Raw genomic sequence first — 24,843 nt, 5'->3', positions numbered from 1 at the left:
TGGCGTCAGTCCAGGGTGTAGCTCAGGGTCCAGAAATAGCGCAGGGGCTGCCAGCGGATCTCGTGCGCACGGCCCGCCAGCAGGGTCCGGAACTCGGCCTCGGTCGGGAAGTTCTTCATCACCTCGTGCCGGCTGCCGTCCGACAGGCTGCGCAGCTGGTAGCCATTGCCCTCGGCGTCCAGGCGGCTGATCGGTGTGCTGTCGCCTTCCACATAGGCGTTGTCCATCAGCACCACGTGTGCGCCGCGCTGCAGCTGGGCGTGAAACTGACTCAGCCACTCGGCCCGGCGCGAGCGCGGCACATGCGAGAACCACAGCCCGGCAAAGCCGGCGTCGTAGGGCGAGGCCGCGCCAGGCGCCACGAAGTCCAGCGCATAGGCATCGGCCTCGCGGAACTGCACCTTGGCAACGTCCAGGGGCTTGCTGCGGGCGATGGCCAGCACCTCGGGGTTGAGATCGCTGCCCTGCCAGGCGCGCGCCTCGGCCGTGGCCTCGGGCAGCCAGAAGCCGGTGCCGCTGGCCACCTCCAGCACGCTGCGCCCGGCAAACTGCTGGCGCAGCCAGGTCTTGAGCGTGGCGATATCGGGCTGGCGATGCGGCTTGTCAAAGACCCGCTCGTACTCCTGGGCGCGCTGGGCGTAGTAGCGCGGCATCAGCTCGGCCTGCGAGCGCAGGGCGCTGGGGTCAGAGGTCGCCATAAAGCCGTCCCGGGTTGAAGACAGCATGCGGATCGAAGGCCTTCTTGAGGTCGCGATGGATGCGCATCAGCGGCGCCGACAGCGGCGCGAAGACGCCGGCCGCCTTGTCGGCCGCGCGGTAGAGCGTGGCATGGCCGCCCACGGCGGCCGCGGCCTCGCGGACCTGGGCGTCGGCGGCGGGGGTGGTGAGCCAGCGCTGGGCGCCGCCCCACTCGATGAGTTGCTCGCCGGGCAGGTTCAGCACCGGCGCAGTCTGTGGCACCGAGAGCCGCCACAGGCGCGCGCCGCCCTGCACCGCGCGTTCGGCGCCCAGGAAGAATTCATCGCTCTGGTCACGCAGACCGGTCCAGAAGGGCAGAGCCAGGTCTTGCGGGATCAGCTCGCCGCCAAGACTGCGCTGAGCCGCCGCGACCGCGGCCTCGGCACCGGCCAGGCGCAGTATCAGGGCCCCATCCCAGCAGGCGCTCGCCTGCAGGGGCAGGGGCTTGCCGCCCCAGCGGTTCAAGGCCTGCAGGGCTTCGGCGGCCTCCATCTCGAAACGCAGGGTGGCGCTGGCCACGGGCAGGGGCAGGACCTTGATCGAGACTTCGGCAATCAGACCCAGCACGCCCAGGGCACCCGTCATCAGGCGCGACACGTCGTAGCCGGCCACGTTCTTCATCACCGTGCCGCCAAAGTTCATGGCCTCGCCGCGCCCGTTGATCAGGGTGAGGCCCAGCACATGGTCGCGCACCGAGCCGGCGCTGGCGCGCGCCGGGCCCGAGAGTCCCGCGGCCACCATGCCGCCCACCGTACCCCGGCCGCCGAAGCGGGGCGGCTCGAAGGGCAGGTGCTGGCCCTGGGAGGCGAGCAGGGCCTCCAGCTCGGCGATGGGCGTGCCGGCCTTGGCCGTGACGACCAGCTCACTGGGCTCGTAGGCACTGATGCCGGCGAATTCCAGGGTGCTCAGCGGCTCGCCGCGCGCTTCCTGGCCATAGAAGTCCTTGCTGCCATGGCCGCGCAGACACAGGGCCTGGCCGGACTCGGCGGCCTGACGCACGCGCGCCTGCAGATCCGCAATCGTGAGGCCCGCCATCAAAAACGCTCCAGTTCGGGGAAGGCCAGCAGGCCCTTTTTCACATGCATGCGACCGTACTCGGCGCAGCGGTTCAGGGTGGGAATGACCTTGCCCGGGTTGAGCAGGGTCTGCGGGTCGAAGGCGCGCTTGAGCGCCAGCATCTGCTCGCGCTCCTGCTCCGAGAACTGCACGCACATGCTGTTGAGCTTCTCGATGCCCACGCCATGCTCGCCGGTCACCGTGCCGCCCATGGCCACGCTGGTTTCCAGGATCTCGGCACCGAACTGTTCGCAGCGATGCAGCTGCTCCGGGTCATTGGCGTCAAACAGGATCAGGGGGTGCAGATTGCCATCGCCCGCGTGAAAGACATTGGCGCAGCGCAGGCCGTATTTCTGCTCCATCTGCTGGATGGCCAACAGGATGTCGGCCAGGCGCTTGCGCGGGATGGTGGAGTCCATGCACATGTAGTCCGGGCTGATGCGACCCGAGGCGGGGAAGGCGTTCTTGCGTCCGCTCCAGAAGCGCAGGCGCTGGGCCTCGTCCTGGCTCACCGCGATCTGGGTGGCGCCGCTCTCGCGCAGCACCGCACTCATGCGATCGATCTCCTCGGCCACCTCTTCGGGCGTGCCGTCGCTCTCGCACAGCAGGATGGCCTCGGCCGTCAGGTCGTAGCCGGCGTGGACGAAGTCTTCCACCGCCGCGGTCATGGGCTTGTCCATCATCTCCAGGCCGGCGGGAATGATGCCGGCGGCAATGATGGCGGCCACGGCGTCGCCGGCCTTGCGCATGTCATCGAAGCTGGCCATGATGCAGCGCGCCAGCTGGGGCTTGGGCACCAGCTTGACCGTGACTTCGGTGATCACGGCCAGCATGCCCTCGCTGCCCACGATCACGCTCAGCAGGTCCAGGCCGGCGGCGTCCAGGGCCTCGGAGCCGAACTCCACCGGCTCGCCCGCGGCCGTGAAGCCCTTGACGCGCAGCACGTTGTGCAGGGTCAGGCCGTACTTCAGGCAGTGCACGCCGCCCGAGTTCTCGGCCACATTGCCGCCAATGGTGCAGGCGATCTGGCTGCTGGGGTCGGGCGCGTAATAGAGCCCATGCGGCGCGGCCGCCTCCGAGATGGCCAGATTGCGCACCCCGCATTGCACGCGCGCCGTACGGGCCAGGGGATTGATCTCCAGGATGCGGTTGAACTTGGCCAGGGCCAGGGTCACACCCAGGGCATGGGGCAGTGCGCCGCCCGACAAGCCCGTGCCGGCGCCACGCGCCACCACCGGGACCTGCAGTTCGTGACAGGTCTTGAGCACGGCGGCCACCTGGGCCTCGTTCTCCGGCAGGGCCACGGCCAGGGGACGCTCGCGGTAGGCGGAGAGGCCATCGCACTCGTAGGGCGTGGTGTCTTCGGCCGTCCACAGCAGGGCATGGGCGGGTAGCGCGCGGCCGAGTGCGGCCACCACGGCCTTCTGGCGCTCAAAGCGGGCCGGACTGCTGCTGCTGGGGGATTGCGAGGCGGTTGTGGCGACGGCGTTCACGGCGGCTCTCCTGTGGGCGCTACTGTAGCGGCAGCGCCGCCGGCGCTGCTGTGCATCCAGGTTCCGGCACTGCTGCCGTGCGCATGCCGAATCGGCGCCTCACTCAGCGGTCCAGGAACACCGTCAACACGCCGGTAAAGCCATGCAGCCGCCCCTGGGGTGCAATCTCCCCACCGGCGAAGAAGCCCACCAGGGGCAGCTCGCCCAGGCCGTGGCGCAACCACTGCAGCTCGGCGGAGGCCGAGCCGAAATGTGGGCCGCCCCGTCCGGCGCAGCTGATATAGACCGCACCCAGCATGCGCAGCCCTTCTTCCTCGGCCTCGGCGCGCAGGGCCGTGCCCATGCGCAGCAGATCGCGGCGGGCCGCTTCGGGCTGGCGCTCGCAGAAGCTCAGGCTCAAGCCGGTCTCCACGCGCTCGGCCAGGCCCACGGCCCGGCGCGCCGGGTCCAGACCGATCAGATGCCGCACCAGCACCTCGGGGCCATATTCGCTGCGCCCCCGGCTGCCGGCCTGGGACAGGCCGACCAGGGTGCGCCGCAGCCGGGGCAGGGCCTCGCGCAAGGCCGTGCCGCCCGCGGTCACGGGCAGGGCCAGGTCTTGCAGCAGGCAGTCCAGGGCCGGTCTGCCATCCAGCTCCAGCAGCAGCTGGCCCTCGCAGGCCGTGATGCGCCGTTCCGGCCCCAGGGCCTGGCAACCCTGGCTGAGCCGGGTACGCAGCTGCACGCCCCGGCCGAAAGCCACGCCGGAGAGGCCGCCGCGCCAGATGCCCTGGGCGATCTGCACCGCGTCTTCGTGGCCCACGGCCAGCCCCCCGAAGAGATGGCCCTGGGCGGTCTGGCCGGCCAGTTCGGCCAGCAGTTCCTGCAGCTCGGGGGTGTCGCCGTCGGCGTGCACTAGGGCGGCCTCTGCGCGCCAGCCGGCCAGGGGCTGGCGCCCCGAGAACACCCGGAACTGTTCGCGAGGCAGCTCGGCCAGCATCAGGGCCAGGGCCGGCTCGTCCTCGAAGTACTCCACGCCCTCGGCGCAGATGCCCGGAGCGCTGGCACCCACCCAGGCCACGCCCGGCCAACGCTGCTGCAGCTCCTCCAGCAAGGCCTCGGCCTGGGGCACATAGGCCTCGGCCAGATACACCCAGCCCAGGCTGGGGGCGCCCATGCCGCTGGCATGCCGTTGCGCCTCGATCTGGGCGGCCGCCAGGGCCAGGGCCATATGAGGATCGGGATGCGTGGCGTGGGCGTGGAGAAAGCGTTTCATGGGGTCGCGCCGCCGCCGCGCCGGCGCGTGGCACTGCCGCTGGTCTTGCCGCGGCCCGAGCTGCTGGCACGGCTGGTGCGCGTCTTGGGCTTGGCGCCCGCGGCGACGGCGGCGGCCGCGCTGCTGCCTGCCGTCTTGATCATGGCGCCAGGCATGGCGGCGGCCTTCTTGAGCGTCTCGCCCGCGGCGTCGAAGCTCTGCTTGACGATGGCGCCGGCCAGGTTCTTGGCCGCGTCGGTGGCCGTGTCCTTCATGGCATTGGCCGCCAGCTGGGTGAACTGCTGGCTGAGCGAGGACCACCACTGCATGGGATCCACCGTGGGCAGGCTGCCCGCCGCGGGCGCCGCCTCCTTCTTGGCCTTGCCGCTGCCGCCAGCCTTGGCGCTCGGCGTGGCCGCCGTTGGCGTGGCGGGCATTTCAGGCAGGCCCGTGGGCATGGGCGGCACCTTGAGTGCCTGGCTCAGATCGCCCAGGGGCACGTTCATGGACTTGAGCGTGGACAGGGTCATGCGCTGCACCTCCAGGGCCTGGATGGTGGCGCCCAGCATGCGGGCGTTCTGCTCCAGCCAGAACTGCACGGTGCGCAGTTCCTCGATGCGCTTTTCCAGCTCCTCGGGATTGAGCGTGGGGGCCACCCATTGCCCGATGCCCGGCAGGGCCGCGCCGGCGTTCTTGACCAGGCCTTGCAGAAAGTCGAAGCCGGGCACGAATTTGGTGAAGCTGTTGCTGCTGTCGGCCATGGGGTCTCCTGGATCTTGTTGGATGCGGTGGGTGACTTGCCGGCTCGATGGTAAGCCTAGGGCGCTTCAAATGTGAGACGGCCTTGGCTCTGGCTGAACTGCATGCGTCCCAGCAGGTCCATGCCCAGCAGCGGCGCATGCAGCTCGGGCAGCACCGTGACGGGCAGGCGCTCGGCCCGCACACCACCCTCCAGCGTGATGGTGGCCCGGCTGCGCCAGCCCTTGACCAGTCCCCCCGCCGTCTGCGACCGCACCTCGCCTTCGGGCTGCAGGCCCGCCTGGCGGGCCAGGGCCTCGGGCAGGGCGGTGCCGCTGGCACCGGTGTCCACCAGAAAGTCGGCCTCCACGCCATTGATGCGGCCGCGCCAGTGAAAGTGGCCATCCGGCGCGCGCTGCAGCACGATGCGCCCCTCCTGCAGCTCGATGCGCGCCTGCTGCTGCTGGTGCTCCCAGCCCTTGAAGCCCAGAAATACCAGCAGGGTCACGCCCAGCCAGACGGTGACGATCTTCAGGCTATGTGGCAGTTCCTTTTGCGTCATGTCGTTACCATGCCATGGAAACTCGCCACGCTGCGGACCGTGCCGCAAAAGCCTGCCGGGTTGTTATGCCTTGATTGCAACAGGCATGCCTAGTCTGGACCGTCTTGATGTGATGCCGCGATGGCCTTGAGGAGTTCCATGAATCACCCGCCCTACAAAGTTCATGTTCATGCCACTGGCCAGCGAGTGAGGTACTTGCGCATGCTGGCCGCCGCCATGCCGCTGCTGGTGGCGAGCTGGGTCTCGGCACAGGAACTTGCCGACAAGATCTACACCGGTGGCGCCATTCTGACCATGGAAGACGCACAGCCTCGTGCCGAAGCCCTGGCCACACGTCAGGGCCGCATCCTGGCCGTCGGCAGCCGGGCCGAGGTCATGCGGCATGCGGGTGCCGGGACGGTGATGGTTGATCTGGGCGGGCGCGCGCTGCTGCCGGGCTTCGTGGACAGCCATGGCCATGTGGTCGGCGGCGGCCTGCAGGCGTCCTCGGCCAACTTGCTCGCTCCGCCCGACGGACAGGTCAAGGACATGGCCTCGCTGCAGCGCGTGCTGCGGGCCTGGCATGTCGAGCAGGCGGAGATGGTCAAGCGCCTGGGGGCCATCATCGGCTTTGGTTATGACCCGGCCCAGATGGCCGAGCGGCGCCACCCCACGGCGGCCGACTTGGACGCCGTGTCCGCCGATGTTCCGGTCTACCTCATTCATCAGTCGGGGCACTTTGGGGCGGCCAACACGGCGGCGCTGAAGAAGCTGGGCCTCAATGCCCGCAGCCCCGATCCGGCGGGCGGCATCATCCGGCGCCTGGCGGACGGCCGACCCGATGGCGTGATGGAGGAGACCGCGCATTTCCATGCCCTGGTCAAGCTGCTGGGCGGCCTGGGGCCGGAAGGCTTTGCCGAGTTTGCGCGGGCGGGCGCGCGACTCTGGACCCGCTACGGCTACACCACGGCCCAGGAGGGGCGCGCCATGCCGGACACGGTGGGCACGCTGCGGCAGGTCGCCGCCAAGGGCGGCTTTGACATCGATATCGTGGCCTTTCCCGATGTGCTGGTGGACCGCAACTTCATCACCGCCAATATCTCGCAGCACTATGTGAACCGGGTGCGGGTGGGAGGCGCCAAGCTCACCATCGATGGCAGCCCTCAGGGCTTCACGGCCTGGCGCGATCGTCCCTACTACAAGCCCGTGGGCAACTACCCGCCGGGCTATGCCGGCTACCCGGCTGCGACCGAGGCTCAGGTCAATGACGCCATCCGCTGGGCCTTCAAGAACGGGGTGCAGATCCTCACGCATGCCAATGGCGAGCGCGCCTCCGATGTGCTGCTCAGTGCCATCCGCGCGGCCAGGCTGGAGCATGGGCCCGGCCGGCGCCCGGTGCTCATCCATGGCCAGTTCCTGCGCGAGGATCAGGTGGACGCGCTCAAGGAACTGGGCGTCTTCCCCTCGCTGTTCCCCATGCATACCTTCTATTGGGGCGACTGGCACCGGGAGCACACCGTCGGCCCTATCCTGGCGGACGATATTTCGCCAACGGGCTGGGTTCTGCAACGCGACATGATGTTCGGCACCCATCACGATGCGCCGGTCGCTTTCCCCGATTCGATGCGCGTGCTGTACTCCACGGTGACGCGCCGCTCCCGTTCGGGCGACATCCTGGGGCCCAAGCATCGCGTCAAGGTGGAGACGGCGCTCAAGGCCATGACGCTCTGGCCGGCCTGGCAGCACTTTGAGGAAGCCAGCAAGGGCTCTCTCGCGCCGGGCAAGCTGGCCGATCTGGTGCTGCTCTCGGCGGACCCGACGGCCATGGATCCCGAGAAGCTCGACACCCTGAAGGTGATGCAGACCATCAAGGAAGACCGTGTGGTCTACAGCGCCGAGGCCCTGCGCGCCGAGACCTCGGATGTGCCGCTCACCAGCGAGGCGGGCGCAGCGTTCTCTCGTGCCCTGCAGGTGATGGCCTCCTATGCCGAGATGTCGGGCCTGCCCGACACGGAGCTGCGCCGCGGTGTGGCCCTGCTGCGTGCCGCGCAGCCTCAGCATCACGGTGCCTGTGTGTCCAACTTCCTGCTCATGGCCATGCAGCCCAGGAGCGCGGCGCTTGGGCAACGGCCCTGAGGGGCGTTGGGGGGCGTGTCGGCAAGCCAGCGCTTGGCCTCAAGCCCGATGATGCGGCCACAGCCCGGCCATGGGGCGGCCGTCATCGTGACGAGTCTGAAGTGCCTCTGACCTCCGCCGGGCACCCCCACCGCGGACGGGGGGCAGGCCCTTGCGGCAATCCTCGATTTGAGGATTAATGACGAAAACAGCCGACATGTGGCGCGGGGCAACAATAGCTTACAGACCTCGCTAGAGGGCGTTTCCTAAGCTGTCATCACGCGGTAGTCGCAGCCTTCATGGGCCGCACCATCGCAAGGGCAGTGAGCGCCATTCGCCACGGGAGAGCGTGTCCCTGCCATTGGATTGATCCACTGCAGTAGGAGTTGGGTATGGCACTGAGCGCAATTGCACTGGCCGCGAGTCTGGCAGCCAATGGATGTGGCCTGGAATTGGGGCAGTTGCCCGCCAACGAAGGCAATGTCGCGGAAGCGACCCTGCGCTACGGGGACTTGCCGGCGCAGACCCGGCAGCGACTGCGCGAGCGCATGGACAAGCTGCGCTTTGACGAGGTGGTCGAGATCTCGCGCGCGGGCATTGAGGGCCGGCAGAGCTACCGCCCCGAACTCGGCGGTCTGCAGTACGGCAAGCAGTACTGCGAGTCCCTGTCCCGCAGTGACTGGGGCCGCGATATCAAGTACACCGCGCTCAGCTACTGCGAGGGAACCCACTGTCTGCTGGTGACGGTGGAGGGGCGGCATGTGCTGCGCGCTGAGCGCGTTCTGTCCGAGGCTCATCTGGAGGAATTCCTTCGCCAGCAACCCACGGCAGCGGGTGCAGAGCCTCAGTTTGCGCCAGGGCGGCTGCTGGCGGGGGTCCGGGCCGGCTTGAAGGACGCGCAGGTGGAGGCGCAGGCCCGCGGTCTGGGCGCCGCCAAGGCGCGCCGCATTGCCAAGAGCAATCTCTTCGTGATCGACCTGCCCCAGGTGGGCAATGAGCGCGCCATGCTGGCTGTGCTTGGGAACAATCCACATTTCCGCTTCGTCGAGCTGGATTACCGTGTGCCGGCTTCATTGACCCCCAACGATCCCTACTTGGGTAGTCAGTGGCATCTATCGACCGTCAATGCCCCGACCGCCTGGGACAGTGCCCAGGGCGCTGGCGTGACGGTTGCCGTTCTCGACTCCGGCGTCAATGGCTCCCATCCCGATCTGGCGGCGCGCATGGTGCCGGGCTGGAACGTCATTGACGGCAACAACAACACCGCCGATGTCAATGGGCACGGCACCATGGTGGCGGGCGTGTTGGCGGCCAGTCTGAACAACGCCGCGGGTGTCGCGGGCACGGCGGGGGCCGCCCGGCTGATGCCGATACGGATTTCCGATGCGAATGCCTATGCCTACTGGAGTCATGTGGCCAGCGGCTTGTATTGGGCGGCTGATAACGGGGCCAAGGTGGCCAATATCAGCTATGGCGCCGCCAGCAGTTCCTCGGTCATGTCGGCGGCCGATTACATGCGATCCAAGGGGGGCGTGGTCTTCGTCAGTGCGGGCAATGCCGGCACCGAGGTCACCACTGCAACCAGCACCTCGATCACGGTCGTCTCGGCGACCAACAGCGCCGATGTGATCACCTCCTGGTCGAACTGGGGCAGTCTCGTGAGTCTGGCTGCCCCCGGTGAAGGTATTTGGACCACGGAGCGCGCGGGGGGCTATACCGCACCGTCGGGCACCTCGTTTGCGGCACCTTTGGCCGCGGGTGTGGCGGCCTTGGTGATGTCGGCACGACCCGACTTAAGCGTGGCCCAGGTGCAGAACGCGCTCTACAGCAGCGCCAGGGATCTCGGCGCGGCCGGCCGCGACAAGCATTATGGCTTCGGTCGAGTCGATGCGGCGGCGGCGGTTCAGACAGCCAAGGCCATGGCCGTCGCTGATACGCAGGCACCCGTGGTGAGCATCACCAGCCCCGGCAATGGCAGCAGTGTCAGCGGACTGGTGTCGGTGAGTGCCAGCGCGACGGACAACGTGGGGGTGACCAAAGCGGAACTGCTCGTCAATGGCGTGGTCGTCGCCACAGAAACCACCAGCCCCTTTGCCTTCACCTGGGATACGACGTCGAGGGCCAATGGCAATACAACGCTTGTGGTTCGGGGCAGCGATGCGGCGGGCAACACGGGGACGTCGGCGAACCTGACCGTCAGCGTGGCCAATGCCGTGGCCGCCGACACGGTGGCGCCTGTCGTCAGCCTGCTGAACCCCGCCAATGGCGCCGTGGTGTCCGGAACGGTCAGCATCAGCGTGTCGGCCTCCGACAATGCCGGTGCGGCAGGGCTCAAGCAAAGCCTCTTCATCAACGGCGCCTTGGTCGCCAGCGGCACCGGCGGCAGCCTGAGCTACAGCTGGAACACCCGCAAGGCAGCCGCAGGCTCCTACAGCATCAGGGCCGTGGCCACAGATGCCGCGGGCAATAGCACGGCGGCAACGGCATCGGTCAGCAAGAGGTGAATCAGCAAGAGCTGATCGAGGCCCAGTATCTACCCCGGCTGCTGCGAAGTGGTCGGGGTTTTCTTTTGCCGCGGCACCGGGGCTTGCGCCTTGGCGCGCCCCTTCAGGGTGATGGGACTGATCTGCTCCGCCGCACCGCACGCATCGTGTGCCGTGCTGACGCGCAGTGAGCGCGCCGACAGGAGCTGACCGGAGCCTCAAGCTTCAGGCACAAAAAAAGCCGCACCGTCGAAACGGGTGCGGCTTTGGGCTTGGGCGCGAAGCCTGTGCTGCTGCGCGCCAGCGCCGTCAGTGTGCCTTGACCACGGTGTGACGACGGCGGCTCGCAGCGAACAGGCCCAGCAGCCCCAAACCGGCCAAACCCAGGCTGGCGGGTTCGGGAACGGTCCGGGGGCAGGTGCCCGGCAGGCATTGACCGCCACCGCCGCCATCTTCACCGACGCGGCCAAACAGGCTCAGGTGAGACAGGCCCGGCGTATTGCCGCCGTTGTTCAGCCATGTGATCTTGTAGCTGCCCGAACCGGAGTTGTTGTTTGTGGTGAACGCAATATCGTCAAAGAAATACATCGCCCAGCCCGTGGAGCCTGCCTTCAGCAGAACAACGAAGTCCATGAAGAGCGGGCTGACGTTGCCGGTGTACTTGAGATTCCAGGTTCCGGTGGCGGAAGGGTCTGCATCCAGCTTCCAGAGATCGGCGCTTTGGTCCGAGTTGTCGGACTTTTGCAGCAGGCTGAACTGATCTGCCAGCGACGCCCACTTGAGGGCATTCACCGCGGCAAGTTCCTTGGCGTCGCCGTTCAGTGCGACGGTTCCGAGGCCATAGCAGTCATTCGCAGCGGCATTGCGGAAGGTCACATCGCCGTTTTTCTGACCGTCGGCCGTGACCCCAGGCGTCGCATCGACGTTGCTGCAATACTCGGCACCGGCCCATGAGGCCGTGGCGCCCAAGGTCAGGACGGTGGCGGTGAGCAATTGGGTGAATTTCTTCATATGGACACCTCGATGATTGTGAGTGCGCCTTGTGTGCTGGGTTACAAGCAGAATTCGTACCAGTCGCCGCAAGTCATTGTTTTGTAACAATATCAGTTCATTCCTGCCGACTGCGAGCGGCCGCAATGTCAGATATTTCGACAGCTGTGTCCCGAGTCTGTCGGGCGGCGCGTCAAGCCAGGCGCCCAAACCCCATCGCCCGCCGCTGCCGCACCTCCGGCTTCACGCGGTGCTCCGCCTCCAGCTGGCTGAGGAATTCATCCGGGGTGAAGGTCTCGCCCAGGATCTCGACCTGCTGGCGCACGGCCGCGAAGTCGCCGGGGGTGAGCTGGTCCAGGGCGGCCAGGCGCCGGCGTTGATCGGCATCCGGCGTGGCGCCGGACTCGCGTTCGAACATCAGCTCGCGCTGCTCGGGGTGCAGGGCCTTGAAGCGGATCTTGAAGGCGAAGCGGCGCAGCGCGGCCTCGTCCAGCTCCTCGAAGAGATTGGTGGTGCAGATGAAGACGCCGGCAAAGCGCTCCATGCCGGCCAGCATCTCGTTGACCTCGCTCACTTCGTAGTGGCGCTCGGCCATGCGGCGGCTGCGCAGAAAGCTGTCGGCCTCGTCCAGCAGCAGCACGGCCCCTTCGTTCTGGGCGCTCTCGAACATGCGGGCCATGTTCTGCTCGGTCTCGCCCACGAACTTGCTGGCCAGATCGCTGGCAAGCTTGATCATCAGCGGCCGGCCCAGCTCCTGGGCGATGTGCTCGGCCAGGGCGGTCTTGCCACTGCCCGGCGGGCCGTAGAAGCACAGATTGCCGCTGCCGCGCCGCCGTAGCGCCTCCACGATGCGCGGCAGCTCGAAGCGAGATTCCACATTCAGCAGCTCCAGCGCATAGCGCGTGACCACCGCACGGCGTGCATGTTCGTGGCCCAGCTGGCCCAGGGCGCGGTCGGCATTGGCCAGCTGGCGCTCGATCAGAGCCTCGGCGCTCAGGCCCGCTTCGCCGCCGCCGCCGGGGGCGGCCAGCTCGGCAAAGCGCACCGCAGTGCGGATCTGGGCGGGGGTCAGGCCGCGGCGCTCGGCCAGGCGGGCGGCGAACTCGGCGCTCACCTGCACCCCGCCCAGAGCGCGCTGCACCAGGGCGGCCCGAGCACCCGGCGGCGGTGACTTGAGCTCCAGGTGGTACTGGAAGCGGCGGCGGAACGCGGGATCGATCTGCTCGATGCGGTTGGTGACCCAGATCACCGGCACCGGATTGGTTTCCAGGATCTGGTTGACCCAGGCCTTGCCCGAGACCGAGCCCGAGGCCGGCGCGTCCAGCGCGGCGTCGAGCCGGGCCATCAGCTGCACGGTGTCGGTGGACAGGGGCGGGAATACATCCTCCACCTCGTCAAAGAGCAGGGCCACGTCGGAGCTGGCCTTGAGAAACTGCTGGCTGATCTGCAGGCTGCGGTAGCGGTCGCGGCCGGACAGGGAGTTGCCGTCGCGATCGGCGTACTCCACCTCGTAGAGCTGCAGGCCCGCGGCCTCGGCCGCCACCTTGGCCAGCTCGGTCTTGCCGGTGCCGGGCGGGCCGTAGAGCAGCACATTCACACCCGGCTGGCGGCGCGCCACGGCCTCGCGCAGCAGTCCGCCTAGCAGGGCCAGGTCTTGCGTCACGAACTCGAAGTCCTGCGGACGCAGCTCGCTCTTGGCGGCCGGGCGGGTGAACACGGCCATCAGGTCGCCGGGCGCGGGGTACTCGCGCATCAGCACGGGGGGCAACTGGTCGCTGACCTTCATCAGGTCGGCCAGATCGGTGATGTTGTGTTCGGAGATCAGGTTCTCCACCATGCCGATGCGCTCCAGGCGGGAGCCGGCGCGCAGGGCCTCGGCCACCTCCTGGGCGTTGACGTCGGCCACCGCGGCGATGGCGGCAAAGGCTTCCTGGGCGGTGTTGACCTTGAACTCCACCAGAGCGCCGCGCAGCTCACGCTGGTAGCGGGCCAGGGTGCCGTAGAGCAGGATGGCGCGCTCCGCCGGGTTGAGTTGCAGCAGCTGGCCCAGGGCGGCGATATTCTTCTCGACCAGGGTCGATTCCTTCTTGAGCTGGCGGTCCAGCCACTCGCAGGTGGTGGCCAGCAAGGCCATCATGTCCTTGGGCGCGTCCTTGATGTATTCGTCCAGGTAAAAGAAGAGCGTGGCTTCGGCAAAGGGGCCGTGCCAGACGCCGTAGCGATCGAGGAATTCCTCGTCGCTCAGCGCAGTGTGGCCGGCCCAGAGCTCATTGCCTTGGCAGCGCTGGGCCAGATAGGCACGCAGCCTGGCCAGCACACGCAGCGGCCACACCAGATGGCGGCCTGTGAAGGAGAGCAGGCCGTTGAAGTCGCGCCGCAGATTGAAGCGGGCGGCGTGCTTGACCGTGAGCGTGAGCACGAAGTGCGAGCACATGCGGTCCAGCACCGGAGCCCGGGCCAGGCCCGGGGATGCCAGTACGCGTGGGTCGCTGATGCGCTTCACCATGGGGCACTCCTCACGGAACCGGCGCCGTGGGGCGCCGGAATCAGCCCCATCTTGTCTCAGTGTGCCGCGCTGTCAAGCCCGGCCGCCGTGGACATGGATTTTTGGGGTGGGCCTCAGTGCATCACCACCGGCTGCTGACCCAGATTGGCGTAGGTCTCGATGAAGTCATCGATATCTTCCTCGCTGGGGTCTTGCTCCATCAGCGATTCGACGCCTTGCTGGAACTGCTCGGCCAGCGCGCCCTCGATGAAGATCTCGCGGCGGGCGTACTTGTCCACGATCTCGAAGCCGCCGCGGCTGAGCTGCAGCTCAGGCTGGCTGGCATCGTGCTGCAGCAGGCCTTCCACGGGCACATCGAACTGCACCACGATGAAACTGGGGGAGTTGTAGAGCATGTGCATGATGACTCCTCGTTGCCCGGTAGCTGCGGTCAGCCTACGCTCTTTCAAGCCCGGCCTTGGAGAAATACTGGCAGAAGCTCCTGCGTTTCGGGGGATACCCCACGGCGCTTGTGGTGCTGGAGCGTCAGTAGTTCACGCCAGGGCGCTTTTGCCCTCATGATGCCGGGTCAGGGTGGGGTTGCGCCTTGCAGCGCCTCGGTCTGCAGCTCCAGTGTCCAACGCAGCCGATCACCCTGGCTGTGCCGCAGGCGTACCGGCAGATGGTGGCGCGCGGGATCCAGCCAGACCTCCACATCAGGTTCGTAGAGTCCGGGTGCGGCACGCCGCAGATGCAGGGCGCCCGTGACGGTGCCTACGGGCAAGCTCAGGTCTTGCCGGCCCAGGACCTCGAACTCCCAGTCGGCCAGGCTGCCGCGCACGCCCGCCACGGGCAGTTGGATGCGGATGCCGGTCTGGCCCAGGCGGGGATCGCCCTCCATCAGGGCGGCGAGTTGCAGCATCCAGCTCAGCCTGTCCTGGGCGCCGGCGGGCAGAGGGATCTGCTCAGGGCTGGCCGAGAAGCTGATCAGTGCCTGCTCGCGCCGGAAATTGAGCGCGCGGCTGTCCTGCTGCGCCCGCCGCTGTTCGGCAAAGCGAATCGGCGCCAGGCCCAGGGCGTCAAAGCCGCCTTCGCTGCGCCAGGCGGGCAGGGGACGGCCGGCGAGCTCGCGCTGCAAGCGGGCCTGATAGCGGCCTTCGGTCTCGGCATTCTGCCAATGCAGGCGGGCCCAGCCTTCCTGCTCGTCCTGCTGCAGGCGGTACTGCCAGTGCAGGCTGGGCGCGGCGAGGTAGCGCCTAGCGCTGTCCGGCGTCTCTTGCGCGCTCAGCCCCGACGCCGGGGCGGATGATGGCGCAGGTATTGGTGTTGTCCTGGCCAGGCTCATGGGGCGGGCGGGACTGGGCTGCGGTGCGGCCGGGTTTGCGGTCGGTTTGGCGGCGGCTGGCCGCATATCGGGATCGACCGAAGGGGGTTGGAGGGGGGCCGGCGCGCTCTGCTGCCGCGTCTGCATGCTGCTGGTGGCCTTTGGAGCGGAAGGTGCAGAGGGCGTACCGGGGCTGGAGCGTGGCGCGCCGGCCTCCAACCACCACAGCCCCAGGGCGGCATGCAGGCCCAGGGCCGCCAGCACGGCGGCCGGCAGCCCGGGGGCGAGGCGGGGGCGAAGACTCATTGGACAATGCTGCCATGTTCGTCCTCCTGCGGATCTCCTCCATCCGATGAAGCTCGCCACCTACAAGGACGGTTCGCGCGACGGCCAGCTGGTCGTGGTCTCGCGTGACCTCAGCCAGGCCCATTACGCCAACGGCATTGCCACGCGCCTGCAGCAGGTGCTGGATGACTGGAACTTTCTCTCGCCCCAGCTGGAGGAGCTCTACACCACGCTCAACCATGGCCGGGCGCGTCATGCCTTTGCCTTTGATCCCAAGCTCTGCATGGCGCCCCTGCCTCGGGCCTATCAGTGGCTGTCCGGTTCGGCCTATCTAAGCCACCAGGAGCGGCTTCATCAGGCGCGTGGGGCGGAGCTGCCCGATGGCCTGAGTCGCGAGCCCCTGCTGCAGCGCGGCGCCAGCGATGCCTTCTTGGGCCCCTGCGAACCGGCGCGCTTTGCCGCCGAGGCCATGGGCCCCGACTTTGAGGCGCAGCTCGCCGTCATCACGGGCGATGTGGCCCTGGGCGCGTCGCCGGCCCAGGCCCTGGAGGGCGTGCGCCTGCTCGCCCTGGTCAATGACTGGACCCTGCGCCAGCTCATGCAGGCCGAAGCCGGCCGCGGCCTGCTGCAATGCAAGCCCGCCACGGCCTTCGGCCCGGTGGCGGTCACGCCCGACGAGCTTGGCGAGGCCTGGAAGGGTGGGCGTGTCCATCTGAACCTGCAGACGCAGTGGAATGGCCGCAAGGTGGGCCAGTGCGAGGCGGGCGAGGGGATGCACTTCCACTTTGGCGAGCTGATCGCCCATCTGGCCAGGACACGGGCCCTGCGCGCCGGCTCCATCGTGGGCTCGGGCGCGGTGAGTCCCCGGGACGCGAGCCGGGGCTATGGCTGCATTGCCGAGAAGCGCGCCCTGGAGACGCTGGAGCATGGCGAGCCGCGCACCGAGTACATGAAGTTCGGCGACAGCATCCGCATGGAGATGAAGGGCCTGGACGGGCAGAGCCTGTTCGGTGCCATCGACCAGGATGTGCTGTCCCTGCATGAGGCCGCGGAGCCTGATTCCGCCACGGCGGACTGAAGCGGCGGCTTGCTATGCTGGGCAGACCACAAGGAGGATGCCCCGCCATGGATACCGTAGCGCGACGCCAATTTCTGCAGCAGGCCTGCAGCGGCCTGTTCTTGCTGGGCCTGGGGGCCCGGCCCGCCCTGGCCCTGAGTGAGAGCGATGCCGCCGTGGGCATACGCACGGCGCTGGAGCAGGGGGCCGTGGCGGCCGTGAGCCTGCTGGGGCGCAATGACGGTTTCCTGGCCAATCCGCGCGTGCGCATCGAATTGCCGGGCTACCTCAAGGATGCGGCCAAGCTGCTCAAGGCCACCGGCCAGGGGCGGCGCGTGGACGAGCTGATCACCGCCATGAACCGGGCGGCCGAGGCGGCCGTGCCCGAGGCCCGCGCGCTGCTGGTGAACGCGGTCAAGAGCATGAGTGTGGAAGACGGCTTGCAGATCCTGCGCGGCGGCGACGATGCCGCCACCCGCTTCTTCGAGAGCAAGACCCGCACGCCGCTATCGGCCAAGTTCCTGCCCATCGTGAGCCGCGCGACGGAGCGCGTGGCCCTGGCCGACAAGTACAACGCCGTGGCCGGCAAGGCCGCCGGCCTGGGCCTGGTGCGCGGTGAGGACGCAAATATCCAGCAGTACGTCACCGGCCGGGCCCTGGATGGGCTCTACCTGGTGATTGGCGAGGAAGAGAAGAAAATCCGCCAGGACCCGGTGGCCAGCGGCAGCGCCATCCTCAAGAAGGTCTTTGGGGGCCGTTGATGAGCGAGTTCGCGCCATGGCTGGACCGCCGCCACGACCTGGACAGCCTGGACAAGCTGCGCGCCGTCTATCCGGCGCCCGAGGCGCCGGCCACGCTGGACAAGGAGTGCGACCATGTGCACCCCCTCTACCGCCCCTTCATCGAGGCCGCGCCCTTTTGCGTGCTGGCCACGCGCAGCCCGCGCGGCCTGGACACCTCTCCGCGTGGCGACCCCGCGGGCCGCCTGGTTGAGGTGGCCGATGCCCACACCCTGCTGCTGCCCGATCGCCGCGGCAACAACCGCATCGACAGCCTGCGCAATGTGCTGCACGACCCCGAGCTGGCCCTGCTCTTTCTGATTCCCGGCATCGGCGAGGCCTTGCGGGTGCAGGGCCTGGGGCGCATCAGCGCGGCGCCGGACCTGCTGGTTCGCTTCGAGTTCGAGGGCAAGCTGCCACGTTCGGTGCTGGTGGTCGAGGTGAAGCGGGTCTTTTTCCAGTGCGCGCGCGCCATCAAGCGCTCGGGCCTGTGGGACCCGGCCAGCCGCATCGAGCGCACCAGCCTGCCGTCCACCGGTGCCATCCTGCAGGCCCTGAGCCCGCGTGTGGATGGCGCGGCCTATGACGCCGAGCTGGAGGCGCGCCAGGCCCGTACCATGTATTGAGCCGGTCTCACGGGCGCTGGCTTTCTGGTCCAATGCCGGCCATGTTTGATGGTCCCATTAGCGATCGCGCCGGCGCCCTGCGCCTGCGCCGTGAACTGCAGGCCCTCGCCGCCCAGCGCGGCGTGGCGCTCAGCCCGCCGCCCGAGGAGCCCGACAACTGCTGCGACAGCGGCTGCGAGGCCGCCTGCGTGTGGGAGACTTTTTACGCCGAGATGGGCTACTGGCGGGATGAGTGTCTGCTGCGCTTAGAAGACTGAGCGCGGCCCTATCTTCCCGCGCTGCTGGCAGGATGTCTTACTTGCTGCTGCTCCCAGCCCCATTGAGCTGCACGAAGGGTGTGCCGGCGCCCGTGTACTGCGGCAGCTGGCCGTTCCACTTCTTGATGGCCTCGGCCTCGTTTTCCAACTGCTTGAGGCGCAGCAGGTCCGGGGTGATCTCCAGGCGTTTGGCCTTGAGCGATTCGGCCTCGCCGCGCGCCTTGGCCAGGGCCTGCTCGGCCTCCACCTTGATGCGCTCCAGATCGCGTTCGGCGGTGAGCTTCTTCTGCTCGGCCTCGACCTTGGCCTCGATGGCCTTGTCGAACACGGCGCTGAAGTCGTAGTTCACGGCGGCCAGAGAGTCGACGATCACACCATGGCGGCGCAGGCGCTGCTCAAGCGCGTCGCGGATCTTGCCGCTCACCTCGGTGCGTTTGGTCACCAGCTCCTCGGCCGTGTATTGGGCTGCGATGGCCTTGGTGGCCTCCTGAGCTGCCGGCTCGATCACGCGCAAGGCCACCGCATGCTCGTTGCCGATGTTCTGAAAGGTCTGGGCCACCAGGGCGGGGTCCAGGCGCCAGTTCAAGGCGGCAGAGACCGAGACCTGCTGCAGGTCTCGCGACGCCGCCACGCCCTTGCCCTCGTTCTTCTGCAGGCGCACATCGATCATGTGCACCCGGTTTACCAGGGGCACGACAAAGTGGATGCCTTCGCCCAGCGGCTCGGGATCGACCTTGCCGAAGGTGGTGATCACGCCTCGGGTGCCCGACTGCACGATGCGAATCGGATTCAGCAAGCTGAAGACGATGTACAGCGCGAAAAGGGCGGCGGCGACCTTGGCGATCCAGGACAGAGCGGAGGTTTTCATAGGCTCCTCAGTAAAGAGAAGCACACGCTAACAGCTTGGGTCTGCTGTGCCTATGGCACCAAAGTGTGAAGGCCATCAGCGAAGGCGGGCTACATCTGTTCCCACGGCAGCCCCTCAAAACGCCAGCCGTTGAGCGTGTTGCGATGGAAGTGCTCGTCGGGGTCGCCCTCGAAGCCGTGCACGATATTGATCACCTCGCTGAAGCCCGCGGCCTCCAGGGCCGCGCCGGCCGGCAGGGTGCGGGTGCCGGAGCGGCACAGCAGCAGCAGGGGGCGGTCGATCGCCCCACCCACCTCGCGCCGCACCTGGTTGACGAAGCGCTCGGGGTCGGGGTGCATCTCCGGATACTCGTACCAGGCCACGTGGATGGCGCCGGGCGGGTGGCCCACATAGAGGTATTCCAGCTCCATGCGGATGTCGATGAGCAGGGCCTCGGGGTGGGCTTGCAGATAGGCGTGGGCCTCTTTGGGGAGCAGGTGCTTCATGGAAGGGGGTATTGACGCCTTGCCTAGAATGGCGGCATGAGTTCTGCCTCCACCCCGGCCGCTTACACGCGCGGCGCCCAGTTGCCCGCCATTCTGCAACAACGCATTGCCATCCTCGACGGCGCCATGGGCACCATGATCCAGCGCTACAAGCTGGGCGAGGCCGATTACCGGGGCGAGCGCTTCGCCGCGCATCACAAGGACCTCAAGGGCAATAACGATCTGCTGGTGCTGACCAAGCCCGAGGTCATCACCGAGATCCATGAGCAGTACCTGGCCGCCGGGGCCGACATCATCGAGACCAATACCTTTGGCACCACCTCGGTGGCGCAGGAGGACTATGAGCTGGGTGAGTTCGCCTACGAGATGAATGTGGCCGCCGCCCGTCTGGCCCGCGCCGCCTGCGACAAGTACAGCACGCCCGACAAGCCGCGCTTTGCCGCCGGCGCCCTCGGCCCCACGCCGCGCACCGCCAGCATCAGCCCCGATGTGAACGACCCCGGCGCCCGCAATATCGATTTCGACACCCTGCGCGCCGCCTACTACGAGCAGGCCAAGGGCCTGCTGGAGGGGGGGGTGGACCTGTTCCTGGTGGAGACCATCTTCGACACGCTCAATGCCAAGGCCGCGATCTTCGCCCTGGACGAGCTGATGGACGACACCGGTGAGCGCCTGCCGGTCATCATCTCCGGCACCGTCACCGACGCCTCGGGCCGCATCCTCTCGGGCCAGACCGTGACGGCCTTCTGGCACTCGGTGCGCCATGCCAAGCCCCTGGCCATCGGCCTGAACTGTGCCCTGGGCGCCACCCTGATGCGGCCCTATATCGAGGAGCTGGCCAAGGCGGCGGGCGAGGTGGCGGTGAGCTGCTACCCCAATGCCGGCCTGCCCAACCCGATGAGCGATACCGGCTTTGACGAGACGCCGGACGTGACCGGTCGCCTGGTGGGTGAGTTTGCCGCCGCCGGCTTCCTGAACATCGCGGGCGGCTGCTGCGGCACCACGCCGGCGCATATCGCTGCCATTGCGCAGAGCGTTTCCGCCTACAAGCCGCGGGCCAGCGGCCAGCGCTTCTTCACGGAGCTGGTTCAGGACTGAGCGCGCTCAGTAGAGCTTGAGCAGCTTGTCCAGATTCAGACGCAGCTTGAGCTCGTGCGGCGCCAGGCTGGCGGCGATGGCCTGACTGGCCAGGCGGGTGTCTCGTAGCACCGGCTCGCTCAGCGGGTTGCCGCTGCGGCCCAGCAGGGCCGCGACCAGGGGCTCGTTGGCGCTGTGGCCGCGGCGCGCCACCACACCCTGCTCGCCGTTAGCCAGGCGCACCAGGCTGCCCGGAGGATAGAGGCCCACCGACTTGATCAGGGCCGATCCGGGCGCGTCCGGCTGCTGCAGCTCGTCCAGATAGGCCGCTCGCGCGGCCTGGGCCGCCGACAAGGCCGCGCGGCTGCGGCGCGGCGAGAGCCGTGCGCCATAGATGTCCACCCGCTTGAGCACGCGAGCCATCTGCTCGGCCGGGCTGCGCCCTTCCAGCGGGCCGGGGCCCGCCTCGTGGTGCAGGCGCACCACCTGCAGCCAGAGCGCATCACCCACGCCGAGCTGCTGGAGCAGCTCGGCACTGCGGTCGCCATGGCCGCTGAGCAGGGCGCGCTGGGCCTCGTCCGGGCGCTCCTGCTGGGCGGCCAGCTTGTCCTGCAGGCTGCTGATGGCGATGTTCATGCTCAGGGCGGCGCGGGCCAGCACCAGGCGCTGCTCCTCGGGCCAGCCCAGCTGCCGGGCGCAGAGCTCGGCCACGCACAGGCAGAGCAGGCCGTGGCGCGCGCTGTAGTGCTGGTGTTCCTGGCTGGCCTCCTGGATCAGCAGCATCAGGGTGGCATCCGTATGCTGGCGCACGCGGCGCAGCATCTCCTGGATCAGGGTCTCGAAGCGCGGCAGAAAGTCCTCGGCGCGGGGATCGCGCAGCAGCCCGTGGCTGTGCGCCAGCAGATCGGCCCAGGCGGCCCGCTCGTCGGTGGGGGCCTGGGCCTGGCCGCGCTCGCTGCGGGCGCTGAAGTCGCTGCGCACCCGCGAGATCTCGCCCAGGGTGGCGCCGCGCAGCATCAGGGTGTCGGCCTTGTGGGCCATGGCCCGCTGGTACTCGCGGGTTTCCTCGGCCATCACAAAGGCGCCCAGCTCGATCAGGGCGCGCACCTTGGGGCTGTCTTCCAGGCGCTGACCGCGGGCGATCAAGAGCTTGCCCTCCGCGTCGCGGATGGAGAACTCCAGCACTTGGCCGACGCGCAGGCTTTGGGGGGGCAGGGGAATCAGGTCCACGGTGTCTCGCTCTTGTTCTGCACGGATTGTCGTCCCGCGGGCCATGGGCTTGAGGGTGGGCGCCGGGCTTGCGCGTAAAATCGCACACGGTCCGAGGAGCGTTGCGACGGTTGATCCGCCAGGCTCGGAACAGGGGCGGTGATCCACCGGCCCACGCAACGACGCTCACCGATCCACGCACCGTCCGTGGCCGCGGTGAGTTCGCGGCCCCATTTCCTTCGTGATACCGAGGCCGCCATGACCGCCAGCACCACCGCCCAGACTCCGCCCCCGATGAAGCTTTCCGGGCTGGAACCGGTGCTCATCGGCGCGGATTCGCTCTTCGTCAATATCGGCGAGCGCACCAATGTGACCGGCTCCAAGGCCTTTGCCCGCATGATCCTGGCGGGCCAGTTCGAGGAGGCCCTGGCCGTGGCGCGCCAGCAGGTGGAGAACGGCGCCCAGGTCATCGACATCAATATGGACGAGGCCATGCTGGACAGCAAGGCCGCCATGGTGCGCTTCCTGAACCTGATCGCCAGCGAGCCCGAGATCGCCCGCGTGCCCATCATGATCGACAGCTCCAAGTGGGAGGTGATCGAGGCCGGGCTCAAGTGCATCCAGGGCAAGGGCATCGTCAACTCCATCTCGCTCAAGGAAGGCGAGGCCGAGTTCAAGCGCCAGGCCAAGCTGCTCAAGCGCTATGGCGCGGCCACCGTGGTGATGGCCTTCGACGAGACCGGCCAGGCCGACACCTTCCAGCGCAAGATCGAGATCTGCGAGCGCGCCTACCGCATGCTGGTGGACGAGGTGGGCTTCCCGCCCGAGGACATCATCTTCGACCCCAATATCTTCGCGATCGCCACCGGCATCGAGGAGCATGACAACTACGCCGTGGACTTCATCGAGGCCACGCGCTGGATCAAGCAGAACCTGCCAGGCGCCAAGGTCTCGGGCGGCGTCTCCAATGTGTCCTTCAGCTTCCGCGGCAACGAGCCGGTGCGCGAAGCCATACACACCGTCTTCCTGTACCACGCCATCAAGGCCGGCATGGACATGGGCATCGTCAACGCCGGCATGGTGGGCGTGTACGACGACCTCGACCCGGAGCTGCGCGAGCGCGTGGAAGACGTGGTGCTCAACCGCCGCCCCGACGCCGGTGAACGCCTGATCGAGATTGCCGACCGCGCCAAGAGCGCGGGCAAGGACGAGTCGGCCCGCCTGGCCTGGCGTGCCGGCGACGTGAACGCGCGCCTCTCCCATGCCCTGGTGCACGGCATCACCGACTTCATCGTTGAAGACACCGAGGAAGCTTGGGCAGCCATCAAGGCCGGTGGCGGCCGTCCCCTGCATGTGATCGAAGGCCCGCTGATGGCCGGCATGAATGTGGTGGGCGACCTCTTCGGTCAGGGCAAGATGTTCCTGCCCCAGGTGGTCAAGAGCGCGCGCGTGATGAAGAGCGCCGTGGCCCACCTCGTGCCCTATATCGAGGAAGAGAAGCGCCAGCTGGCCGCGGCCGGCGGCGATGTGAAGCCCAAGGGCAAGATCGTGATCGCCACCGTCAAGGGCGATGTGCACGACATCGGCAAGAACATCGTCACCGTGGTCCTGCAGTGCAACAACTACGAGGTGGTGAATATGGGCGTGATGGTGCCTTGCCAGGACATCCTGGCCAAGGCCAAGGTGGAGGGGGCCGACATCATCGGCCTTTCCGGCCTGATCACGCCCAGCCTCGAGGAAATGCAGCATGTGGCCGCCGAGATGCAGCGCGACGACTACTTCCGCATGAAGAAGATCCCGCTGCTGATCGGCGGCGCCACCACCAGCCGGGTGCACACGGCCGTCAAGATCAGCCCGCATTACGAGGGCCCGGTGGTCTATGTGCCCGACGCCTCGCGCTCGGTGGGCGTGTGCACCGAGCTGCTTTCGGACGAGCGTGCCACCCGCTTCATCGACGAGCTCAAGGCCGACTACCAGAAGGTGCGCGAGTTGCACGCCAGCAAGAAGCAGACGCCCCTGGTGAGCCTGGCCCAGGCCCGGGCCAACAAGCTGCAGCTGGACTGGGCCGGCTACCGGCCGCCGGTGCCCAAGTTCATCGGCCGCCGCGTCTTCCGCAACTACGATCTGGCCGACCTGGCCCAGGCCATCGACTGGGGCCCCTTCTTCCAGACCTGGGACCTGGCCGGCCCCTTCCCGGCCATCCTCAAGGACGAGATCGTGGGCACCGAAGCCCAGCGCGTGTTCAGCGACGGCAAGCGCATGCTGCAGCGCCTCATCGAAGGCCGCTGGCTGCAGGCCAATGGCGTGTTCGGCCTCTACCCGGCCGCCCAGGTCAATGATGACGATATCGAGATCTACACCGACGAGTCGCGCAGCGAGGTGCTGATGACGTGGCGCGGCCTGCGCATGCAGTCGGAGCGCCCGGTGGTGGACGGGGTCAAGCGCCCCAACCGCGCCCTGGCCGACTACATCGCGCCCAAGGGCACGGTGCCGGACTACATCGGCCTCTTCGCCGTCACCGCCGGCATCGGGGTGGACAAGAAGGAGGCCCAGTTCGAGGCCGAGCATGACGACTACTCCGCCATCATGCTCAAGGCCCTGGCCGACCGCCTGGCCGAGGCCTTTGCCGAGCGCCTGCACCAGCGCGTGCGCCAGGAGTTCTGGGCCTATGCGCCGGATGAGAGTCTGGACAACGATGCCCTGATTGCTGAAGCCTACCGCGGCATCCGCCCCGCACCCGGCTACCCGGCCTGCCCGGATCATCTGGTCAAGCGCGATCTTTTCCAGGCCCTGAACCCGGCCGAGATCGGCATGGGCCTCACCGAGGCCATGGCCATGACCCCGGCGGCCAGCGTCAGCGGCTTCTATTTCTCGCACCCCGAGGCCAGCTACTTCAATGTGGGCCGCATCGGCGAGGACCAGCTGCAGGACTGGGCCGCCCGCATGGCCCTGGATGAGCGCGAGGCCCAGCGCGCGCTCGCGCCCCTGCTGGGTTGAGCCGCT

21 protein-coding genes and 1 riboswitch are annotated in these 24,843 nt (G+C 68.0%); of the genes, 8 read left to right on the top strand and 13 right to left on the bottom strand.

The window, feature by feature from the left end; genetic code table 11:
• Nucleotides 1-5: 5 nt before the first annotated feature.
• From DFR39_RS00665 to DFR39_RS00640, 6 genes are all read right to left on the bottom strand, one after another.
• Nucleotides 6-698: a class I SAM-dependent methyltransferase gene (locus DFR39_RS00665; protein ID WP_133601606.1), complete on the bottom strand. Its 693-nt coding sequence runs from the start codon at nt 696-698 to the stop codon at nt 6-8.
• Nucleotides 685-1,773 (bottom strand): glycolate oxidase subunit GlcE, encoded by a 1,089-nt coding sequence (gene glcE / locus DFR39_RS00660; RefSeq protein ID WP_133601605.1) that lies wholly within the window; start codon nt 1,771-1,773, stop codon nt 685-687. Before glcE ends, DFR39_RS00665 begins: the two co-directional genes overlap by 14 nt.
• A complete protein-coding gene (locus DFR39_RS00655; protein ID WP_133601604.1) occupies nt 1,773-3,287 on the bottom strand; it encodes an FAD-linked oxidase C-terminal domain-containing protein in 1,515 nt (504 codons plus the stop codon). The genes glcE and DFR39_RS00655 overlap by 1 nt, the downstream gene beginning before the upstream one ends.
• Before the next feature lie 103 nt (nt 3,288-3,390).
• Complete coding sequence (locus tag DFR39_RS00650; protein ID WP_133601603.1) at nt 3,391-4,542, bottom strand: FIST signal transduction protein; 1,152 nt, start codon at nt 4,540-4,542, stop codon at nt 3,391-3,393.
• A complete protein-coding gene (locus DFR39_RS00645; protein ID WP_133601602.1) occupies nt 4,539-5,282 on the bottom strand; it encodes a PhaM family polyhydroxyalkanoate granule multifunctional regulatory protein in 744 nt (247 codons plus the stop codon). Before DFR39_RS00645 ends, DFR39_RS00650 begins: the two co-directional genes overlap by 4 nt.
• A 56-nt stretch (nt 5,283-5,338) precedes the next feature.
• Nucleotides 5,339-5,821 carry a retropepsin-like aspartic protease family protein gene (locus DFR39_RS00640; protein ID WP_133601601.1) on the bottom strand — a complete coding sequence of 161 codons (483 nt, stop codon included), beginning with the start codon at nt 5,819-5,821 and terminating at the stop codon, nt 5,339-5,341.
• Between the two features lie 201 nt (nt 5,822-6,022).
• Here DFR39_RS00640 and DFR39_RS00635 point away from each other — a divergent pair, with 201 nt between their 5' ends.
• On the top strand, nt 6,023-7,936 hold the full coding sequence (locus tag DFR39_RS00635) for an amidohydrolase (protein WP_211343761.1): 1,914 nt from the start codon (nt 6,023-6,025) through the stop codon (nt 7,934-7,936).
• Nucleotides 7,937-8,307: 371 nt separating this feature from the next.
• Nucleotides 8,308-10,419, top strand: coding sequence for a S8 family serine peptidase (locus DFR39_RS20330; protein ID WP_281277209.1), 2,112 nt, complete (start codon nt 8,308-8,310; stop codon nt 10,417-10,419).
• 288 nt (nt 10,420-10,707) lie between these two features.
• On the opposite strand, the gene DFR39_RS00625 is transcribed toward DFR39_RS20330, so the two are convergent.
• From DFR39_RS00625 to DFR39_RS00610, 4 genes are all read right to left on the bottom strand, one after another.
• On the bottom strand, nt 10,708-11,409 hold the full coding sequence (locus DFR39_RS00625; protein WP_133601600.1) for a PEP-CTERM sorting domain-containing protein: 702 nt from the start codon (nt 11,407-11,409) through the stop codon (nt 10,708-10,710).
• Nucleotides 11,410-11,581: 172 nt separating this feature from the next.
• Nucleotides 11,582-13,894 carry an ATP-binding protein gene (locus DFR39_RS00620; RefSeq protein ID WP_133601599.1) on the bottom strand — a complete coding sequence of 771 codons (2,313 nt, stop codon included), beginning with the start codon at nt 13,892-13,894 and terminating at the stop codon, nt 11,582-11,584.
• Between the two features lie 113 nt (nt 13,895-14,007).
• On the bottom strand, nt 14,008-14,295 hold the full coding sequence (locus DFR39_RS00615; RefSeq protein WP_133601598.1) for a BTH_I0359 family protein: 288 nt from the start codon (nt 14,293-14,295) through the stop codon (nt 14,008-14,010).
• Between the two features lie 167 nt (nt 14,296-14,462).
• On the bottom strand, nt 14,463-15,503 hold the full coding sequence (locus DFR39_RS00610) for a DUF3108 domain-containing protein (RefSeq protein ID WP_133601597.1): 1,041 nt from the start codon (nt 15,501-15,503) through the stop codon (nt 14,463-14,465).
• A 46-nt stretch (nt 15,504-15,549) separates the two neighbouring features.
• Between DFR39_RS00610 and DFR39_RS00605 the strand changes: the two genes are divergently transcribed.
• The 4 genes from DFR39_RS00605 to DFR39_RS00590 are packed head-to-tail and all read left to right on the top strand — an operon-like array spanning nt 15,550 to nt 18,201.
• On the top strand, nt 15,550-16,560 hold the full coding sequence (locus DFR39_RS00605) for a fumarylacetoacetate hydrolase family protein (protein ID WP_133601596.1): 1,011 nt from the start codon (nt 15,550-15,552) through the stop codon (nt 16,558-16,560).
• 47 nt (nt 16,561-16,607) lie between these two features.
• A complete protein-coding gene (locus tag DFR39_RS00600; protein WP_133601595.1) occupies nt 16,608-17,300 on the top strand; it encodes a DUF4197 domain-containing protein in 693 nt (230 codons plus the stop codon).
• Nucleotides 17,300-17,944 carry an MSMEG_1061 family FMN-dependent PPOX-type flavoprotein gene (locus tag DFR39_RS00595; protein WP_133601594.1) on the top strand — a complete coding sequence of 215 codons (645 nt, stop codon included), beginning with the start codon at nt 17,300-17,302 and terminating at the stop codon, nt 17,942-17,944. Before DFR39_RS00600 ends, DFR39_RS00595 begins: the two co-directional genes overlap by 1 nt.
• Before the next feature lie 41 nt (nt 17,945-17,985).
• On the top strand, nt 17,986-18,201 hold the full coding sequence (locus DFR39_RS00590) for an oxidoreductase-like domain-containing protein (protein ID WP_133601593.1): 216 nt from the start codon (nt 17,986-17,988) through the stop codon (nt 18,199-18,201).
• A 37-nt stretch (nt 18,202-18,238) separates the two neighbouring features.
• Here the strand turns inward: DFR39_RS00590 and DFR39_RS00585 are convergent, their stop codons facing one another.
• On the bottom strand, nt 18,239-19,069 hold the full coding sequence (locus DFR39_RS00585; protein ID WP_133601592.1) for a prohibitin family protein: 831 nt from the start codon (nt 19,067-19,069) through the stop codon (nt 18,239-18,241).
• An 89-nt stretch (nt 19,070-19,158) separates the two neighbouring features.
• Nucleotides 19,159-19,554: a rhodanese-like domain-containing protein gene (locus tag DFR39_RS00580; RefSeq protein WP_133601591.1), complete on the bottom strand. Its 396-nt coding sequence runs from the start codon at nt 19,552-19,554 to the stop codon at nt 19,159-19,161.
• Between the two features lie 36 nt (nt 19,555-19,590).
• Between DFR39_RS00580 and DFR39_RS00575 the strand changes: the two genes are divergently transcribed.
• Entirely contained in the window at nt 19,591-20,652 is a 1,062-nt protein-coding gene (locus tag DFR39_RS00575; RefSeq protein ID WP_133601590.1) for a homocysteine S-methyltransferase family protein, read from the top strand.
• Between the two features lie 6 nt (nt 20,653-20,658).
• Here the strand turns inward: DFR39_RS00575 and DFR39_RS00570 are convergent, their stop codons facing one another.
• Nucleotides 20,659-21,861, bottom strand: a complete 1,203-nt coding sequence (locus DFR39_RS00570; RefSeq protein WP_133601589.1) for an HD-GYP domain-containing protein — start codon at nt 21,859-21,861, stop codon at nt 20,659-20,661.
• Between the two features lie 87 nt (nt 21,862-21,948).
• Nucleotides 21,949-22,035: riboswitch (S-adenosyl-L-homocysteine riboswitch) on the top strand.
• A gap of 63 nt (nt 22,036-22,098) precedes the next feature.
• Between DFR39_RS00570 and metH the strand changes: the two genes are divergently transcribed.
• On the top strand, nt 22,099-24,837 hold the full coding sequence (metH, locus tag DFR39_RS00565; RefSeq protein ID WP_133601588.1) for a methionine synthase: 2,739 nt from the start codon (nt 22,099-22,101) through the stop codon (nt 24,835-24,837).
• Nucleotides 24,838-24,843: the final 6 nt, after the last annotated feature.

Origin of the sequence: Roseateles asaccharophilus (assembly GCF_004362405.1) — a bacterium.
Lineage (GTDB): Bacteria > Pseudomonadota > Gammaproteobacteria > Burkholderiales > Burkholderiaceae_C > Kinneretia > Kinneretia asaccharophila.
The sequence above is the reverse complement of the archived record's forward strand: the minus strand, read 5'-3'. Positions and strand labels throughout refer to the sequence as shown.

Coding starts and splice junctions, on each gene's coding strand:
- DFR39_RS00620 (WP_133601599.1), bottom strand. CDS start 13,894: ATGGTGAAGCGCATCAGCGACCCACGCGTACTGGCATCCCCGGGCCTG.
- glcE (WP_133601605.1), bottom strand. CDS start 1,773: ATGGCGGGCCTCACGATTGCGGATCTGCAGGCGCGCGTGCGTCAGGCC.
- DFR39_RS20330 (WP_281277209.1), top strand. CDS start 8,308: ATGGCACTGAGCGCAATTGCACTGGCCGCGAGTCTGGCAGCCAATGGA.
- DFR39_RS00600 (WP_133601595.1), top strand. CDS start 16,608: ATGGATACCGTAGCGCGACGCCAATTTCTGCAGCAGGCCTGCAGCGGC.
- DFR39_RS00610 (WP_133601597.1), bottom strand. CDS start 15,503: ATGAGTCTTCGCCCCCGCCTCGCCCCCGGGCTGCCGGCCGCCGTGCTG.
- DFR39_RS00580 (WP_133601591.1), bottom strand. CDS start 19,554: ATGAAGCACCTGCTCCCCAAAGAGGCCCACGCCTATCTGCAAGCCCAC.
- DFR39_RS00595 (WP_133601594.1), top strand. CDS start 17,300: ATGAGCGAGTTCGCGCCATGGCTGGACCGCCGCCACGACCTGGACAGC.
- metH (WP_133601588.1), top strand. CDS start 22,099: ATGACCGCCAGCACCACCGCCCAGACTCCGCCCCCGATGAAGCTTTCC.
- DFR39_RS00640 (WP_133601601.1), bottom strand. CDS start 5,821: ATGACGCAAAAGGAACTGCCACATAGCCTGAAGATCGTCACCGTCTGG.
- DFR39_RS00625 (WP_133601600.1), bottom strand. CDS start 11,409: ATGAAGAAATTCACCCAATTGCTCACCGCCACCGTCCTGACCTTGGGC.
- DFR39_RS00590 (WP_133601593.1), top strand. CDS start 17,986: ATGTTTGATGGTCCCATTAGCGATCGCGCCGGCGCCCTGCGCCTGCGC.
- DFR39_RS00665 (WP_133601606.1), bottom strand. CDS start 698: ATGGCGACCTCTGACCCCAGCGCCCTGCGCTCGCAGGCCGAGCTGATG.
- DFR39_RS00575 (WP_133601590.1), top strand. CDS start 19,591: ATGAGTTCTGCCTCCACCCCGGCCGCTTACACGCGCGGCGCCCAGTTG.
- DFR39_RS00635 (WP_211343761.1), top strand. CDS start 6,023: ATGCTGGCCGCCGCCATGCCGCTGCTGGTGGCGAGCTGGGTCTCGGCA.
- DFR39_RS00605 (WP_133601596.1), top strand. CDS start 15,550: ATGAAGCTCGCCACCTACAAGGACGGTTCGCGCGACGGCCAGCTGGTC.
- DFR39_RS00615 (WP_133601598.1), bottom strand. CDS start 14,295: ATGCACATGCTCTACAACTCCCCCAGTTTCATCGTGGTGCAGTTCGAT.
- DFR39_RS00585 (WP_133601592.1), bottom strand. CDS start 19,069: ATGAAAACCTCCGCTCTGTCCTGGATCGCCAAGGTCGCCGCCGCCCTT.
- DFR39_RS00645 (WP_133601602.1), bottom strand. CDS start 5,282: ATGGCCGACAGCAGCAACAGCTTCACCAAATTCGTGCCCGGCTTCGAC.
- DFR39_RS00650 (WP_133601603.1), bottom strand. CDS start 4,542: ATGAAACGCTTTCTCCACGCCCACGCCACGCATCCCGATCCTCATATG.